This is a genomic window from Flavobacterium sp. NRK F7 (assembly GCF_024054195.1).
In the GTDB taxonomy this organism is placed as follows: domain Bacteria; phylum Bacteroidota; class Bacteroidia; order Flavobacteriales; family Flavobacteriaceae; genus Flavobacterium.
Genome location: NZ_JAMXLB010000001.1, coordinates 2,338,732 through 2,355,710, shown reverse-complemented (window position 1 = coordinate 2,355,710; position 16,979 = coordinate 2,338,732). Strand labels below are relative to the sequence as shown.

Annotated in this window: 15 protein-coding genes; all 15 read left to right on the top strand. The window is 32.1% G+C overall.

The features are described from left to right. Positions 1-111: 111 nt before the first annotated feature. The 15 genes from NHF47_RS10600 (at position 112) to NHF47_RS10530 (ending at position 16,897) form a co-directional block, all read left to right on the top strand. Positions 112-795: a hypothetical protein gene (locus tag NHF47_RS10600; RefSeq protein WP_140996542.1), complete on the top strand. Its 684-nt coding sequence runs from the start codon at positions 112-114 to the stop codon at positions 793-795. A 148-nt stretch (positions 796-943) separates the two neighbouring features. Next, on the top strand, positions 944-1,333 hold the full coding sequence (locus tag NHF47_RS10595) for a DUF1801 domain-containing protein (protein ID WP_252764892.1): 390 nt from the start codon (positions 944-946) through the stop codon (positions 1,331-1,333). 140 nt (positions 1,334-1,473) lie between these two features. Further along, the gene (locus NHF47_RS10590; RefSeq protein WP_252764891.1) at positions 1,474-2,049 is read left to right on the top strand and encodes a superoxide dismutase family protein; all 576 of its coding nucleotides are present in this window, start codon (positions 1,474-1,476) and stop codon (positions 2,047-2,049) included. Positions 2,050-2,285: 236 nt separating this feature from the next. Further along, positions 2,286-3,347 carry an efflux RND transporter periplasmic adaptor subunit gene (locus NHF47_RS10585; protein WP_252764890.1) on the top strand — a complete coding sequence of 354 codons (1,062 nt, stop codon included), beginning with the start codon at positions 2,286-2,288 and terminating at the stop codon, positions 3,345-3,347. A 2-nt stretch (positions 3,348-3,349) separates the two neighbouring features. Then, positions 3,350-6,436 (top strand): efflux RND transporter permease subunit, encoded by a 3,087-nt coding sequence (locus tag NHF47_RS10580; protein ID WP_252764889.1) that lies wholly within the window; start codon positions 3,350-3,352, stop codon positions 6,434-6,436. A gap of 3 nt (positions 6,437-6,439) precedes the next feature. Then, a complete protein-coding gene (locus tag NHF47_RS10575) occupies positions 6,440-7,744 on the top strand; it encodes a TolC family protein (RefSeq protein WP_252764888.1) in 1,305 nt (434 codons plus the stop codon). 192 nt (positions 7,745-7,936) lie between these two features. After that, positions 7,937-8,800 carry a bestrophin family protein gene (locus NHF47_RS10570; RefSeq protein WP_252764887.1) on the top strand — a complete coding sequence of 288 codons (864 nt, stop codon included), beginning with the start codon at positions 7,937-7,939 and terminating at the stop codon, positions 8,798-8,800. An 18-nt stretch (positions 8,801-8,818) separates the two neighbouring features. After that, positions 8,819-9,799 (top strand): S41 family peptidase, encoded by a 981-nt coding sequence (locus tag NHF47_RS10565; protein ID WP_252764886.1) that lies wholly within the window; start codon positions 8,819-8,821, stop codon positions 9,797-9,799. Positions 9,800-9,811: 12 nt separating this feature from the next. Beyond that, complete coding sequence (locus NHF47_RS10560; protein WP_252764885.1) at positions 9,812-10,828, top strand: proline iminopeptidase-family hydrolase; 1,017 nt, start codon at positions 9,812-9,814, stop codon at positions 10,826-10,828. A gap of 140 nt (positions 10,829-10,968) precedes the next feature. Next, complete coding sequence (gene pheT, locus NHF47_RS10555; protein ID WP_252764884.1) at positions 10,969-13,398, top strand: phenylalanine--tRNA ligase subunit beta; 2,430 nt, start codon at positions 10,969-10,971, stop codon at positions 13,396-13,398. 114 nt (positions 13,399-13,512) lie between these two features. Then, positions 13,513-14,274, top strand: coding sequence for a Rossmann-like and DUF2520 domain-containing protein (locus tag NHF47_RS10550; protein ID WP_252764883.1), 762 nt, complete (start codon positions 13,513-13,515; stop codon positions 14,272-14,274). Then, entirely contained in the window at positions 14,255-14,785 is a 531-nt protein-coding gene (locus NHF47_RS10545) for an HAD family hydrolase (RefSeq protein WP_159777301.1), read from the top strand. The genes NHF47_RS10550 and NHF47_RS10545 overlap by 20 nt, the downstream gene beginning before the upstream one ends. Before the next feature lie 67 nt (positions 14,786-14,852). Beyond that, positions 14,853-15,800: a geranylgeranylglycerol-phosphate geranylgeranyltransferase gene (locus tag NHF47_RS10540; RefSeq protein WP_252764882.1), complete on the top strand. Its 948-nt coding sequence runs from the start codon at positions 14,853-14,855 to the stop codon at positions 15,798-15,800. Then, a complete protein-coding gene (locus NHF47_RS10535) occupies positions 15,787-16,377 on the top strand; it encodes a Maf-like protein (protein ID WP_252764881.1) in 591 nt (196 codons plus the stop codon). The genes NHF47_RS10540 and NHF47_RS10535 overlap by 14 nt, the downstream gene beginning before the upstream one ends. Further along, positions 16,361-16,897, top strand: a complete 537-nt coding sequence (locus tag NHF47_RS10530) for a mechanosensitive ion channel family protein (RefSeq protein ID WP_308219264.1) — start codon at positions 16,361-16,363, stop codon at positions 16,895-16,897. Before NHF47_RS10535 ends, NHF47_RS10530 begins: the two co-directional genes overlap by 17 nt. Positions 16,898-16,979 lie beyond the last annotated feature (82 nt).

Sequence of the window (16,979 nt, the reverse complement as noted above, 5' to 3'; positions counted from 1 at the left end):
TTGAATTTTTCATTTATAAAAAAAAAGCAATTTTTATACTATTAAGACTACAAAATTGGCACGTCGTTTGATAGTTGTACTATAAAATGTATCACATTAAATTTTACAATTATGACACAAACAACAGCAAACATGGAAAATGTAAAATCGGTTAAAAAACGCAATGTACCTGCAACCGATATCAATTTTGGTAACGTAATTACTACGGTAAGTAGCAAATGGTTGGCTAACGATTGGTTGACTTTAAAATGGCATGATGCCGCACAATTTCAAACCAATGCTACTAGCTTTAACAACATCTTACAATCGCGCTTACAAAAAAGAGCAACCAGACCCCAAATTACGCAGTCTTTAAAAACCTTAGATAAAAGTATAGACACCGCCTTGTCTTATGTAAAAGGGTATATTATAGACAAATACAAAAAAGAAAATGCAACCAGTTACTACGCTGCTTTTGGTATTGAGCACAAAGGCAATAAATATATGCTTCCGCAAGATCAAAATAGAAGGATTGCTGCTTTACATTTAATGATAGATGCCTTAACGGTGCATGATTTTGCTACCAAAGACTATGGTGTTGCCTACTGGACACCTTTAAGAGACCAATACATCGCTTTAGTAAACGAAGCTACTACTATGGATGGTAGTGTTGCAGTGCAAGTAGGTGATAAAAACACTTTAAAAAGTGACCTACAAAAAGCGTTAAACGCGATTATTAATGCTTTAAAAGCAAATTATCCCGATACCTTCAAACAAGAAATGAGAGATTGGGGTTTCCAAAAAGAAAAATATTAATACGAGCCCATTAGTTTATGTTTTTATTTGTTTATGACTATCCTATTCCGTAAAAAGAATAGGATTTTTTTTATGAATACCAATGAATAATAAAAAAGAAAAACAGTAACTTAGCTATACTTAAAAACGGTTTACCAAAACTATAGTAATGAAACCAGAAATTCAACACTACAACGATTCGTTATCGGAAACTGATAAAGCCATTTGTGATACTTTAGCCGCTACAATTTGCGTGGAATTAAGTGATGCGACATCTAAGATTTGGCACGCGCACCCTGTTTGGTTTCTAAACGAAAATCCAATTGTGGGTTATAGCAAACAAAAAAAAGGCATCCGACTGATGTTTTGGAGCGGAGCCGATTTTGAAGAGAAGGAATTGAACGTTTTAGGAGAAAAATTCAAAGATGCTTCTATCTTTTATAAGGATGTTTCAGAAATTAAAACAGAGACCATTGCACGTTGGTTACAAAAAGCGCGACACATCCAATGGGATTACCAAAACATTGTAAAAAGAAAAGGCCGTTTGGAACGCTTATAATTCAATTTTCACTACTCTTTTTGGTGTTACAGAATTTTACTTTCCTTGTATATGGGGATTATGTAACGTAGGTTCTATTTGAATATAGTAATTTAGCCTCAAGAAATTAAAACGTATACAAACATTAAAAGAGACATAACATGAAAAATTACCTCAGTATCGGGTTACTTTGCTTGGCATTAGTAAGCTGTAAAGATTCAAAAAAAGTAGAAGAAAATAATACCGATATGGTAACGGTTACAGATACCATTGCTAAATCAGTAACGGCTACAGCAACCATTTCTGCCAAAAGCAACAGTTCAGTTTCTGGTAGAGTAACCTTTGTAGAAAACGATGGAATGGTATTTATGGAAGCCGAATTAACAGGTCTAACCCCAGGAATGCATGCGATTCATATTCATGAAACTGGCGATTGTAGTGCTGAAGATGGTTCTTCCGCTGGAGGTCATTGGAACCCTACACATTCCGATCATGGTGCTTGGGGACACGATGGTTTCCATTTAGGTGACATTGGTAACTTAGAAGCAGACGAAAATGGAATTGCACGCATTACTAAAGAAACGGATTTATGGTGTATTGGTTGTGAGGATGCCAATAAAAATATCATTGGTAAAGCCATTATTGTACATAAAGATGCAGACGATTTAAAATCACAACCAAGTGGAGCAGCTGGTGATCGTGTAGGATGTGGAGAAATTGTTTTAGAAAAAGAATAAGAAAGTTCCAGTTATAGTATTCTTTTAAACTATAACGTCTATATATATCCAAAACCTGTTCCAAAGCGAACAGGTTTTTTTTATTACTATTAACACAATTGTGAAAACCCTGTTAGAATAAAACAAAATTTCATGATTTTGTTTTATTTGTAGGTACAATTGTTAAATAAATGATAAGGATTACCAATTATAAAAAGTGAACAATTAGTTTTGTAGTTTAACATGTATTATAACTAATGAAGCTCAAAACACTACTTTTAACCTTACTTGCCTTATCCTTTGTGGGGCTTATTGCTTACCGAATTACAAGCAATGCTACAGCACAAGGAGATAAAAAACCGAATGTATCCACTAAATCTGTTCAAACTTTAAACGGATTTATAGTCCAAGAAAATGATTTTTCTAATATTATTTCCGTATCAGGTTCTATAGATGCCAACGAACAAGTGGAAATTCGTAGTGAAGTTTCAGGAATTGTGGAAAATATTTACTTTAAGGAAGGTGCTATTGTAACGAAAGGACAAACTTTATTTAAGGTAAATGACATTGAATTACGAGCACAATTGGCACAAGCCGTAACCAAAAGGAATTTAGCTGCAGAGAATGAAAGAAGAGCTAAACTACTTTTAGAAAAAGAAGCCATCAGTCAGGAAGAATATGATATTGCCAGCGCAGAGTTTAGAAGTTTGCAATCACAAACACAATTAATACAAGCTCAAATTGCAAAAACGGCTATTAAAGCCCCTTTTACAGGTAAAATAGGCTTGCGAAATATTTCACCTGGAACCTACCTCACTCCTACTACTGTAGTGACCAATTTAGTAAGTGCTAAGGAAGTAAAAATTACCTTTTCAATTCCAGAAAAATATGCTAGTGAAATTAAACTGAATCAAACCATTAATTTCACCGTTTCTGGTAACACAAAAATATATAATGCTACGGTTTATGCTATAGAACCTAGTGTAGATATAGCAACACGTACGCTTTTAGTTCGTGCCAAAGCTGATAATAAAAACAACGAACTGTTTCCAGGGACGTATGCCAATGTAAAAGTGCCACTGAATACGATTCCAAATGCGATATTAATCCCTACGGAAGCAATTATCCCAGTACAAAACGGAAAAAAAGTATTTATTAAAGAGAAAGGAAAAGCGAAAGAAGTACTTGTAGAAACAGGAACCCGTACCGAATCTTCGATTTTAGTAACTGATGGATTAAAAGCGGGTGATACGCTTATTACAAGCGGTATTATGAGTCTAAAATCAGATACACCAGTAACTATTAAAGTGACTAACTAAGTATGAGTTTATCTACCTTAAGTATAAAAAGACCCGTTCTTACTATCGTTTTAAACCTAGTAATTATCTTATTTGGTTACCTTGGCTATAAATTTTTAGGAGTAAGAGAATACCCTTCTATTGATCCTGCACAAATTTCGATTCGCACCAATTATACAGGTGCTAATGCCGATATTATTGAATCACAAATTACAGAACCTCTTGAAAAAGCAATCAATTCTATAGACGGTATTCGAAATATTACTTCTTCCAGTAATCAAGGAAGTAGTTCCATTACTATCGAATTTAACTTAGAAAAAGATTTAGAAGCAGCAGCTAACGATGTAAGAGATAAAGTATCACAAGCCATTAGAAGCTTACCCGAAGATATTGATTCCCAACCTATTGTTTCTAAAGCAGATGCCAATAGTGAAGCCATTATATCGATGACGGTTCAAAGTGAAACCCGAAATGCTTTAGAATTAAGCGATTATGCAGAGAATGTAATAAGCCAACGCTTAGAAACCATTCCTGGAGTTAGTGGGGTTCAAATTTGGGGACAAAAACGGTATGCGATGCGTTTATGGATTAATCCCTACCAATTAGCTTCGTACGGTCTTACCGTTGCAGATGTAAGAAAGGCGTTAAACGATCAAAATGTAGAATTACCTTCCGGAAAAATTACAGGAGACAATACAGAGCTTACTGTAAAAACGGTGGGTAATCTTACAACTGCTGAAGAGTTTAACAATATAATTATCAAAGCTGAGGGCGATAAAGTCATTCGATTAAGCGATATTGGTTCGGCAACATTAGGTCCAGAAAATATCGAAACCCAATTAACTCAATCTGGGAAACCTATGGTTGCCGTGGCAATTGTACCGTTACCGGGTGCCAATTATTTAGAAATTTCTGATGCTTTTTATACCGAATTCGAAAAACTAAAAAAAGATTTACCAAAAGATATTCAGTTGAATATCGCCATTGATACCACGACCTTTGTCAAACGTTCGGTTACCGAAGTCGCAGAAACCTTACTAATTTCAATTATACTCGTAATCTTAATTATCTATTTATTCTTTAGAAATTGGGCCATTGCGTTCCGACCTTTAATTGATATTCCCGTTTCTTTAATTGCTACTTTCTTCATCATGTGGCTATGTGGTTTCTCCATTAATGTTTTAACGCTTTTGGCTATTGTTTTGGCAACTGGTTTAGTAGTTGATGATGGTATCGTTGTAACCGAAAATATTTTTAAAAAAGTAGAAGAAGGTATGTCGCCTATTGAAGCGGCAATCAAAGGTTCAAATGAAATTTTCTTTGCTGTTATTTCGATTTCCATTACGTTAGCTGCTGTATTTTTACCCGTTATCTTTTTAGAAGGTTTTGTGGGACGATTGTTTCGCGAATTTGGAGTTGTAATTGGTGCAGCTGTATTAGTATCAGCCTTTGTTTCTCTGACTTTAACTCCTATGTTGAATGCGTATTTGATGAAAGGCGGCGAACAAAAAAGGACTAAATTCTATGAATTAACCGAACCATACTTTGAAAAATTAAATTCGGGCTATGCTACTTATTTAGAGCGATTTGTAAAACACAAATGGTGGAGTTTTGCTATTATAATTGTTTGTTTCGGTTTAATATTCTTATTTTTTAATATCCTACAAAAAGAAACGGCACCTTTAGATGATCGTAGTGGATTTGTCATGCGTATGTCTACTCCCGAAGGAGCAACTTATGAATATACCGATCGTTTTATGCAAGAGATGTCGCAATTAGTAGACGATTCTATTCCTGAAAAACGAGTAAGTCTAGTCATTTCTTCACCAGGTTTTGGAGGAGGTTCTGTAAATAGTGGTTTTATTCGAATATCGCTGAAAGACCCCAGTGAAAGAGACAAATCACAAATGGAAATTGCGGATGATTTAACCAAATGGACCAAACGCTACACGGATGCTCGTACTTCTGTTATTCAACAACCTACTATTTCCGTTAGTCGTAGAGGTGGTTTACCTATTCAATACATCATACAAGCGCAGAATTTCGAAAAGTTACAAGAAAAAATTCCTTTGTTTATGGAAGAAGCTGCCAAAGATGATACGTTTTCAATGGTAGATGTAAATCTGAAATTCAACAAACCAGAAATCAATGTTACCATAGATCGTGAAAAAGCCAAAAGTCTTGGAATTTCTGTCATTGATATCGCACAAACCTTACAATTATCACTTAGTGGACAACGTTTTGGTTACTTTACTAGAAATGGGAAACAATACCAAGTAATCGGACAGTTTTTACAAGAAGATAGAGCAACACCTTTAGATTTAACCTCTATTTTTATTCGAAATGATAAAGGAGAGTTAATACAAATGGATAATGTTGTTTCGGTTGAAGAACAAAGTAATCCACCACAATTGTATCATAATAACCGTTATATGTCGGCTACGGTAAGCGCTGGTTTAGCACCAGGAAAAAGTATTAATGACGGTATTGAAGCTATGGATGCGATTAAAGCGAAAGTCTTAGATGATACTTTTACCACTGATTTAGGTGGAGAATCGAGAGATTTTGTGGAAAGTAGTTCCAATACTTCTTTTGCTTTTGGATTAGCCTTATTATTGATATTCTTAATTTTAGCGGCTCAATTTGAAAGTTTTATTGATCCTTTCATTATTATTCTTACCGTACCCATGGCTATTGCAGGTGCCTTATTCTCGTTATGGTTATTTGGACAAACCTGGAATATTTTTAGTCAAATTGGAACCATTATGTTAATTGGATTGGTTACCAAAAATGGAATTTTGATTGTAGAATTTGCGAATCAATTACGTGAGCAAGGAAAATCCAAATATGATGCTATTATTGAAGCATCAGAATCTCGATTACGCCCTATTCTTATGACAAGTTTAGCCATTGCTTTAGGTGCTTTACCAATTGCCCTATCTTTAGGTGCAGCTTCTGCCAGCAGAATGGGAATGGGAGTAGTAATTGTAGGCGGAACTTTATTTTCACTGGTTCTAACATTATTTGTCATTCCAACCATTTATCTAGTATGGTCTAGACAGAAAAAACACCGTCCTGAATTTGATAATCTAGATGCTTTAGAAAAATAAATTATGCTACGAATCCCTTTCTATATCCTATTGTTTTTATTTAGTTATTCGCTTCAAGCGCAAGATATTTTAACGCTAGAAGAAGCCGTAACTTTGGCTTTAGAAAACAATTATGAAATCAAAATTGCAACAAACAATTCAAAAATTGATGTTACCAATAATAATTTAGCAAATGCTGGAATGTTACCTACATTAAGTGCGAATTTAAATAATAATAACAGTCAAACCAATACTACTCAAACGCAAGCAGATGGCTCCCAAAGAACACTTAATAATGCTAAAAATTTCAGTTTAACCTACGGTATTGGATTAGATTGGACGGTTTTTGATGGTTTGAGTATGTTTGCTAGAAAAGAACAATTAGCTACTTTAGAAGCTCAAGGAAAAGCAGAATTACAAGCTACTATCTTAAATCGAATCAGTGATGTCTATCTAACTTATTATGATTTAGTACAACAGCAACAAGTAATGGCTTCTATTGATAGTGCTATTGTCATTTCAAATGAAAGAGTGACTACCGCACAAAATCGATTTTCTATTGGTAAAGCTTCCAAATTAGAACTGTTAAATGCACAAGTTGATTTAAATACGGATAAAAGTTTGTTACTCAGTCAAAAAGAAATTTATAAAAACACTAAAATTAAATTAAACGAATTATTGGCAAGAGACTTACTAACCGATTTTCAAGTCATACAAGAAGTTAGCTTTGAAGACAATCTTACATATGATGAACTCAAAGAATTGGCAACCAAACAAAATCCGCAATTGCAAGCTCAAATTTTAAATAAAAAAGTAGCTGATTTAAACTTAAAACAAGTCAAAGGAAATCGTTATCCCACGGTTCGTATAACCTCTGGATATAATTTTACACGCTCTGAAGCTTCCTTAGGATTTATTACACAATCTTCCGGACAAGGTTTTGTGTATGGTGTTTCAGCTAGCGTACCAATTTTTAATGGCTTTTTACAAAATAAAAGAGAAAAAGTAGCGAAATATGAAGTTGAAAATGCGGCTTTTGTTTTGGACCAACAAAAATTAGCTTTAGAATCGCAAATGGCATCTTTTTATCAAAGTTATCAAACCAATTTAGAGCTTACTAAAATTGAAGAAGAAAATATAGCGATAGCGAAACAAAATTTAGAAATTACTTTAGCAAAATTTAAAATTGGAACAATCACCACGATTGAGGTTCGTACTGCCCAACAAAATTATATTGAAGCTTCGGTACGTTATGCAACAGCACAATACAATACCAAACTTTCAGAAATCAATTTAAAAGAATTAGCAGGAACTTTACCTCTGAAATGAATAACATAATCACATAAAATGGAATCGAGATGTCAGTTCGAGCACAGTCGAGAACAAAATAACAACTCAACACCAATTGGTGTTACCAAATAAATTATATCCTACACGTTATTTTTAAATAATACTTTTTAAATTGTACTAGAATTATCTATTTTTATCATTCAATTTCCAAATTTTAATTTCTAATTTCAAATGGTGCAATACAACCCGAAGGACTGGATTACTTTTATTTTTCGTTTTCATAAATCAGATACTTTTCGTCAGCTAATTCCCATGATGATTACAATAGGAATTTACTCTTATGTGGTTGCCTATTTAGAAATTGAGTATTGGCAACTTTCAGAACAAAGTCATGTTAAAAACATAACTATTATGCATGGCATGTTAGGCTTTGTGATTTCTTTATTGTTAGTTTTCAGAACCAATACCGCTTATGACCGTTGGTGGGAAGGAAGAAAACATTGGGGAGCCTTGGTTAATAATAGTAGAAATTTAGCTATAAAATTATCCGTTATTTTAAAAGAAGAACAAGACAAATCTTTTTTTAAGCGCATCATTCCAGCTTATGCTTCTGTATTGCAAAAGCATTTGTCAGATGAAGACACAGCAAAAATGTTATTTGATGGTATCGATTTAGAAATCGATCATCACAAACATCGTCCCAATCAAGTAGCCAAAATGCTATTCAGAAAAATACATGAATTGCATTTAAATGGTACAATTTCTGGTGATCAATTAATTATCATCAATAATGAAATTCAATCTTTCACTGATATTTGTGGTGCTTGTGAACGTATCAAAAACACCCCCATTCCCTACTCGTATAGTTCGTTTATTAAAAAATTCATATTCTTCTACATTATGACCTTGCCTTTTGGTTATGTATTTAATTTAGGATATTATGTAATACCGGTTGTGGTTTTTATATTTTATGTTTTGGCTAGTTTAGAACTCATCGCAGAAGAAATAGAAGATCCTTTTGGTAATGATGCAAATGATTTACCTACCGAAAAATTAGCGAGTAATATAAAAAAACATGTAGAAGAAATTTTATAGTTACATCATAAAAACTCAATGAAAAAAAAGATTCTAATAATCATAATTGTATTAACCTTTTTGTTGAGTTGCAAAAATAATGCTACGAAGAGTATTTCTCCTACAGCAAAAAAATATATTGATGAAGTAATAACTATATTAGAAAATAATTCTGTAAATAGAAATAAAACTGAATGGGAAAAATTTAAAAGAAAAATATATTCTAAAGCAAAAAATGCCATAGAAATTGAAGACACATATCCTTCTATTTTTTTGGCTATTAAAGAAATAAACGATAAACATAGTTATTTTGAGCCCATTAATAATGCTAATCGAATAGATAACGAAAAACCTTTACCTCTATTTAAAGATGAGCTTATCCCTAATGACATAGGATATATAAGAATTCCATATTGTATAGGAGACGAAAATCAAAATAAAGATTATATAGAAGCTATATTAGATAAAATTAAAAAACAAAATCATACAAATATAAAAGGTTGGATTGTCGATTTAAGAGATAATTTTGGTGGCAATATGTGGCCCATGCTATTAAGTGTCGAACCCATTCTTGGCAATGGTAAAGTTGGTTATTTTTTGAATAGTAATAGTCAGTATGAGTCATGGAAACTTTTTGAAGGCAAAGCATATCTAAATGATACTATAATAGCCACTCAAGAAAATGTATTTCAACTGAAAAATAATAATCCTTATGTAGCTGTTTTAATTAATAATCAAACAGCTAGTTCTGGTGAAGCAATTAGTATTGCTTTTAAAGGTAGGAATAAAACAAAGTTTTTTGGAGATACTACTTATGGTGTTTCAACAGGATGTAAATCCTATACTTTATCGGATGGATCAAGAATTAACTTAGCTATAAGTACTTTTATAGATCGTAATCATATTAAATATGGTAACTCAATAGCACCAGATGTAAAGTGTAAAGAAACTGAGACCGTAGAAAAGGCAATTGAATGGATTAATTTAATTAATGCAAATAACAAACAGATTATACCTTAAAAATAGATAATTATGAAAAATATAGTTGTAACTTTCATCCTAACTTTCATATTAATTGGCTGTAAAAACGAAAAAGTAGTTTTAGAAGAAGATACTGTTGTTAATTACTACCAAATCGATTCTACGGTTATTCAAGATGGTGGAATTAAAATGATTCCAATTGCAACAAAGGATACCCTTTTTCACGTTTGGACGAAACGCATTGGTAACAACCCAAAAACTAAAGTATTACTTTTAAATGGCGGTCCAGGATGTACACATGAATATTTTGAATGTTTCGAAAATTTTTTGCCTGCAGAAGGAATTGAATTTATCTATTATGATCAATTAGGCTGTGGTAATTCCGATAATCCAAAAGACACTACATTTTGGGATTTGCCAAGATATGTGGAAGAAGTGGAACAAGTTAGAAAAGCACTCAACCTAGACAAAGACAATTTTTATATTTTAGGACATTCTTGGGGAGGCATTTTAGCAATGGAATATGCATTGAAATATCAGCAAGAAATGAAAGGATTAATTATTTCCAACATGATGTCGAGTTGTCCTGAATATGGTAAGTATGCCGAAGAAGTATTGGCTTTACAAATGAAACCCGAAACACTTTATGAAATACAAAAAATTGAAGCTGAAAAAGACTTTTCCAATCCAAAATATATGGAATTATTGATTCCTAATTTTTATGAACAACACATTTTAAGATTACCTGCAAAAGATTGGCCAGAACCTGTTAATCGTTCTTTTACTAAGATGAATCAATCTTTGTATGTAACCATGCAAGGTCCAAGTGAATTTGGCATTTCAGGAAAATTAGAACGCTGGGACAGAACCAATGACTTAAAAAACATTACCATTCCAACTTTAGTAATTGGTGCTCAATTTGATACAATGGACCCAAAATTCATGCAAAAAATGGCAAATTTATTACCAAATGGAAAATACCTTTATTGTGAAAATGGAAGTCACATGGCCTTTTACGATGACCAACAAACCTATTTTAAAGGGTTGATTGCGTTTTTAAAAAAATAAAAGTAAACCTAAAATACTTTTAATCAATTTCTAAATAAAATGGATATGCTCTAATTTAAACTTTAGAATAATTAATATTCTTTTCACATTGGCACATTGACGAATTAATTTTATCTTTGCACCTTTAAAATCGATTCATAATGCGTATTTCATACAATTGGCTTAAACAATTCATAAAAATTGATTGGAAATCAGAAGAAACAGCTGCTTTACTAACTGATTTAGGATTAGAAGTAGAAGGTGTAGATAAATTTGAAAGTCTAAAAGGAGGGTTAGAAGGCATTGTCGTAGGCCATGTTCTTACTTGTGAACCACATCCAGATGCAGATAGATTAAAAGTTACAACTGTTGATTTAGGAGATGGAAATCCTCCAGTACAAATTGTTTGTGGTGCACCCAATGTTGCTGCGGGTCAAAAAGTTCCTGTGGCTACCATTGGCACAAAATTATATGATAAAGAAGGAAATGCCTTCGAAATAAAAAAAGGAAAAATTCGTGGTCAAGAAAGTCATGGAATGATTTGTGCAGAAGATGAATTAGGTTTAGGAGAAAGTCATGACGGTATTTTAATTTTAGATGCCAACTTAAAACCAGGTACTTTAGGTAAAACCGTTTTTAATATTGAAACTGATGAAGTATTTGAAATTGGGTTAACTCCTAATCGTGCCGATGCTATGAGTCATTTTGGTGTAGCTAGAGATTTGAAAGCTGGATTAGTACAAAAAGAAAAACATATTGAGTTAATTACGCCTTCCGTTAGCAATTTTAAAGTAGACAAACGTACCTTAAAAATAGACGTAACTGTTGAAAATGAAAAATTAGCACCTAGATATTGTGGCGTTACTATTTCTGGACTTAGTATTAAACCTTCTCCTGCTTGGCTTCAAAATAGATTAAAAGCGATTGGTTTAACTCCAAAAAATAATGTGGTAGATGTTACTAATTACGTGTTACATGAATTAGGTCAACCTTTACATGCTTTTGATGCCAATAAAATTAAGGGAAACAAAGTAATTGTAAAGACAGTTGCTGCTGGAACAAAATTTACTACTTTAGATGATGTTGAAAGAACTTTAGATGCGGACGATTTAATGATCTGTCATGCTGAAGGTCCGATGTGTATTGCTGGCGTTTTTGGAGGAAAAGATTCAGGAGTAACCGAAGATACTACCTCTATTTTCTTAGAAAGTGCATATTTCAATCCGGTTTCTGTTAGAAAAACAGCTAAAAGACATGCATTAAATACCGATGCTTCTTTTCGATTTGAGCGTGGTATTGATGCAACGATTACCGAATACGCTTTAAAAAGAGCTGCTTTATTAATTCAAGAAGTTGCTGGTGGAGAAATTACATCTGATATTGTGGATTTATATCCAAAGAAAATTGAAGATTTCCAAGTATTCTTAAATTTTGAAAAAGCTAAAAAAGTTATTGGTGAAGAATTATCTAAAGAAACGATAAAGAAAATTTTAGTTGCCTTAGATATTAAAATTAATAATGTTACTGAAGCAGGTATTGGTTTAGTAATTCCATCTTACAGAGTTGATGTACAAAGAGAAATTGATGTTATTGAAGAGATTTTAAGAGTATATGGTTACAACAACATCAATTTTACTGAAAAATTAAATGCTACAATTTCAAACTCTTCTCGTACGGAAGAATATAAAGTTCAAAATTTAGTAGCCAACCAGTTGTGTTCTCTTGGTTTTAACGAAATGATGGCCAATTCGTTAACTACACCCGATTATATCCAATTATCAAAAAATTTAAAAGAAGAATTTAATGTCGTGATGTTAAATCCATTGAGCAATGATTTATCAGCGATGAGACAATCCATGCTTTTTTCTGGTTTAGAAGCAATTTCTTTTAATATTAATAGAAAGAGAAGTGATTTAAAATTATATGAATTTGGTAAAACCTATCATAAATTACCTTCTGGATATGAAGAAAACAAACACTTAACCTTATTTTTAAGTGGAAATAGAGCTGAGGAAAATTGGACACAAAATCTACAAAAATCGGATTTCTTCTTATTCAAAGGCTACATCAATAGTGTGCTTTCAAGAATTGGATTAGATAGCAAAGTATCTAGTTTACCTGTAGAAAGTGATATTTTTGCTGAAGGATTAAGTTTAGCGGTTGGTAAGGAAATCATTGTAGAGTTTGGAACCATCAAAAAATCAATACTAAAACATTTTGATATCAAACAAGAAGTTTTATTTGCTGACTTTAATTGGGGTAAAATCCAAAAATACATTTCAAATAAAATTAAATTTACTGATATTCCTAAATATCCTGCTGTAAGACGTGATTTAGCCCTTTTATTGAATGAAAGCACTGCTTTTGAAGAGGTGTATAAAATTGCAAAGCAAACCGAAAAGAAATTATTAAAAGAGATTAATCTTTTCGATGTTTACCAAGGTAAAAACTTACCAGAAGGTAAAAAATCATATGCGGTTAGCTTTATTATTCAAGATGAAAGCAAAACCTTAAATGATAAAGAAATTGAAAAAATAATGAGTAAACTGCAAATGAATTTTGAAAATCAGTTAGGAGCAACACTACGCTAATATTCAATTTCATTTTTAAAATAAAAGAAACTTCAAAAGTTAATTTTGAAGTTTTTTTATTTTGCACCTATCTCTTATCCGTAATTTTTGATTTAAAAACACTAATTTAGCCTCATGTTAAAAGTAATTGTAATAGGCAGCGGTAATGTCGCACAGCACTTCATTAAAGTGTTTTTACAAACGAAAGAAGTTTCTTTGGTTCAGGCTTTTGCACGAAAAACGGAAAGTCTTTTCCATCTGTTACCAAAAGAACAAATCACAAACGATTATAAAGCTTTACTTGAAGCAGATATTTACCTAATTTCTGTTACAGATAATGCAATCTCTGAGGTTTCGAACCAACTTACTTTTACAAATAAATTGGTTGTTCATACTTCTGGAACTTCAAATATTGACGTTTTAAGTACTAAAAATCGAAAAGGTGTTTTTTATCCTTTACAAACTTTTTCCAAAGATAAAGCGGTAGACTTCTCTTCTATTCCAATTTGCCTGGAAGTTGAAAATAACCGCGATTATGAAACGTTAGAATTCCTTGCAAAAACCATTTCCAATAAGGTATATTCAATTGACTCAGTTCAACGAAGTACCTTACATGTTGCTGCCGTTTTTGTGAGTAATTTTGTGAACCATATGTATGTTATTGGAAATGATATTTGTCAGAAAAACGAAATTCCATTTGAAATTTTACAACCTCTCATTCAAGAAGTTGCAAATAAAATAACTGTTTTAGCACCTAAAGAGGCCCAAACCGGTCCTGCTTTACGAAACGATACTCAAACCATTGAAAAACATTTACAATTTTTAAAAGACTCCAATTATCAAGATATTTACCAACTTTTAACGCAATCTATACAACATGTCGCAAAAGAGCTATAAAGAATTAATGAACAACATAACCACATTCATCTTAGATGTAGATGGTGTACTTACCGATGGAACCATTCATGTAACACAAACTGGAGAAATGCTTCGCAATATGAATATTCGTGATGGATATGCTATGAAAGCTGCAGTAGAAAATGGATATACCGTTTGTATTATTTCTGGAGGAAGTAATGAAGGTGTTCGCGTTCGTTTACGAAATTTAGGCATTACCGATATTCATTTAGGGGTTTCCGATAAAGTAGAAACCTTTAAAGAGTTTATCGATATTTATAATATTCAACCCGAACAAGTATTATATATGGGTGATGATATTCCAGATTATCATGTAATGAAATTAGTGGGTTTACCTACTTGTCCTCAAAATGCAGTACCTGAAATAAAAGCTTTATCCAAATACATTTCTCATAAAGAGGGAGGAAAAGGATGCGTTCGAGATGTTATCGAACAAGTAATGAAAGTACAACATAAATGGATGGAACATTTTGATGCTAAATATGATTAATGTGTCGATTGTTTAATTTTGCTAATTCGTCAAATCACTTTTTACTTTTACTTTTTACTTAAAATAAATGAAATACCTTAAATTAATCCGTTACCAAAATTTATTGCTACTTGCCCTCATGCAAGTACTTTTTCGTTATACCTATTTAAAAGCAGCTACCTATACCAATTTAAGCCCGACGGGTAATTTTTTATCTTTAAGTCATTTGCAATTTGCCTTATTAGTTCTTTCTACAGTTTGTATTGCCGCTGCTGGTTATGTAATTAATAATATTTTAGATCAAGACAATGATGAAATTACCAAACCTCAAGATAGAATTGTAGGGAAAAGTGTATCGGAAAACTTAGCGTATAATATTTATGTGGGTTTAAACCTTATCGGTGTAGGTATTGGTTTTTATTTATCCAATGCTGTTGGTAAAAAAGGACTCTTTACCGTTTTCATTTTTATTGCGGCTTTACTCTATGTTTATTCCACCTTTTTGAAAAAAATTGTGGTGGTTAGTAATATTGTAGTCGCCTTCATTCTTTCTTTTAGTATCCTAATTTTGGGGATTTTTGATTTATTCCCTGCTACTTACGAAGGAAATTTGGTACAAATGAAAAATGCATTTGGAGTGCTGTTTGATTATGCTGTCTTTGCTTTTATTATTAATTTTATTAGAGAAATTGTAAAAGACATTGAAGACACCGATGGTGATTATGCAGTAGGAATCCAAACCATTCCTATTCTTTTAGGAAAATCAAGGACCTCAAAACTTGTTAGTATACTGATAATTGTACCCATTCTATTATTGCTTTACTATATTAACACCAACTTATTAGACTATAGTTACATACTTTTATATGGCTTACTTTTCATAGTGGGTCCACTACTCTATTGCATGATAAAATTGTGGAGTGGAAAAACAAAAGAAGAATTCAAACACATCAGTACTGTTTTAAAAATAGTTTTATTGTTTGGTATTTTGTCTATAGCTGTAATTACTTATTTTATTCAAAATGGACAAGGATAAATTACTACCTTATCATATTATTTTAGCTTCTGGTTCCCCAAGAAGACAGCAGTTTTTTAAAGACATGAATGTTCCTTTCCAAATTCAATTGAAAGAAATTGAAGAGGTGTATCCTGATACTTTAAAAGCACAAGCCATTACAAATTATCTAGCCGAATTAAAAGCAGCCGCCTTTGAAAATTTAAGTGCTAAAGATTTACTTATTACCAGTGATACGATTGTTTGGCATGAAGAAAAAGCTTTGGGAAAACCAAAAAGTGAAGAAGATGCCTTTCAAATGTTACAATCATTATCTGGAAAAACACATCAAGTAATTACTTCAGTTTGTTTTAAGACAAAAGAAAAATTAGAAACCATATATGAAGTGACTGAAGTTACCTTTAAAAATTTATCTGCAGCTGAAATTACCTATTATATCAAAAATTATAAGCCTTTTGACAAAGCGGGTTCTTATGGAATTCAAGAATGGATTGGCATTATCGGAATCACAAAAATAGAAGGGTCTTATACAAATGTGGTAGGCTTACCAGTTGAAAAAGTTTACACCAAATTATTGGAATATGCTGAAATACATTGACAATCCATATTTACACGAAGAAATACTAACTTTCATTACGATTTGTATCTTTTTTATTTTACGAATTGCTTCTTCTGAAATTGTACGAAAGTTTGCTAAAATTAATGAATCTTTAGAACACAGAACCAATCTTGTAATTAAGTACATCAACATTTTAATTGGATTATTGGCCATCATATCCATTGTGATTATTTGGGGTGTCAAACGAGAGCAAATTTTCTTATTCATTTCATCCTTATTTGCTGTTATTGGAGTTGCTTCTTTTGCGCAATGGTCCATATTAAGTAATATTTCTGCAGGAATCATCCTTTTCTTCTCTTATCCTTTTAAAATTGGTGACAAAATTAAAATACTAGATAAAGATTTTCCACTAGAAGGTGAAATTGAAGATATAAAAGCCTTTTATATTGTATTGAAGAATAATGATGACGAAAGAATTACCTATCCAAACAACCTATTAATGCAAAAAGGAATTTTATTAATTAAGCATACTTTTGAAGATCGAGAGTTTACCGACTAAATCATCTTATAAATTATTGTTAAAAAGGAAGCATTTCAATCTTCCTTTTTTAATTTTAGACTCAATTTCATTTTTGGAATAA

Bases quoted from the DNA above. Each gene is read 5' to 3' on its own strand.
- NHF47_RS10550 (WP_252764883.1), top strand. From the start codon at position 13,513: ATGTTAAAAGTAATTGTAATAGGCAGCGGTAATGTCGCACAGCACTTC.
- NHF47_RS10575 (WP_252764888.1), top strand. From the start codon at position 6,440: ATGCTACGAATCCCTTTCTATATCCTATTGTTTTTATTTAGTTATTCG.
- pheT (WP_252764884.1), top strand. From the start codon at position 10,969: ATGCGTATTTCATACAATTGGCTTAAACAATTCATAAAAATTGATTGG.
- NHF47_RS10580 (WP_252764889.1), top strand. From the start codon at position 3,350: ATGAGTTTATCTACCTTAAGTATAAAAAGACCCGTTCTTACTATCGTT.
- NHF47_RS10570 (WP_252764887.1), top strand. From the start codon at position 7,937: ATGGTGCAATACAACCCGAAGGACTGGATTACTTTTATTTTTCGTTTT.
- NHF47_RS10565 (WP_252764886.1), top strand. From the start codon at position 8,819: ATGAAAAAAAAGATTCTAATAATCATAATTGTATTAACCTTTTTGTTG.
- NHF47_RS10560 (WP_252764885.1), top strand. From the start codon at position 9,812: ATGAAAAATATAGTTGTAACTTTCATCCTAACTTTCATATTAATTGGC.
- NHF47_RS10590 (WP_252764891.1), top strand. From the start codon at position 1,474: ATGAAAAATTACCTCAGTATCGGGTTACTTTGCTTGGCATTAGTAAGC.
- NHF47_RS10585 (WP_252764890.1), top strand. From the start codon at position 2,286: ATGAAGCTCAAAACACTACTTTTAACCTTACTTGCCTTATCCTTTGTG.
- NHF47_RS10530 (WP_308219264.1), top strand. From the start codon at position 16,361: ATGCTGAAATACATTGACAATCCATATTTACACGAAGAAATACTAACT.
- NHF47_RS10600 (WP_140996542.1), top strand. From the start codon at position 112: ATGACACAAACAACAGCAAACATGGAAAATGTAAAATCGGTTAAAAAA.
- NHF47_RS10540 (WP_252764882.1), top strand. From the start codon at position 14,853: ATGAAATACCTTAAATTAATCCGTTACCAAAATTTATTGCTACTTGCC.
- NHF47_RS10595 (WP_252764892.1), top strand. From the start codon at position 944: ATGAAACCAGAAATTCAACACTACAACGATTCGTTATCGGAAACTGAT.
- NHF47_RS10535 (WP_252764881.1), top strand. From the start codon at position 15,787: ATGGACAAGGATAAATTACTACCTTATCATATTATTTTAGCTTCTGGT.
- NHF47_RS10545 (WP_159777301.1), top strand. From the start codon at position 14,255: ATGTCGCAAAAGAGCTATAAAGAATTAATGAACAACATAACCACATTC.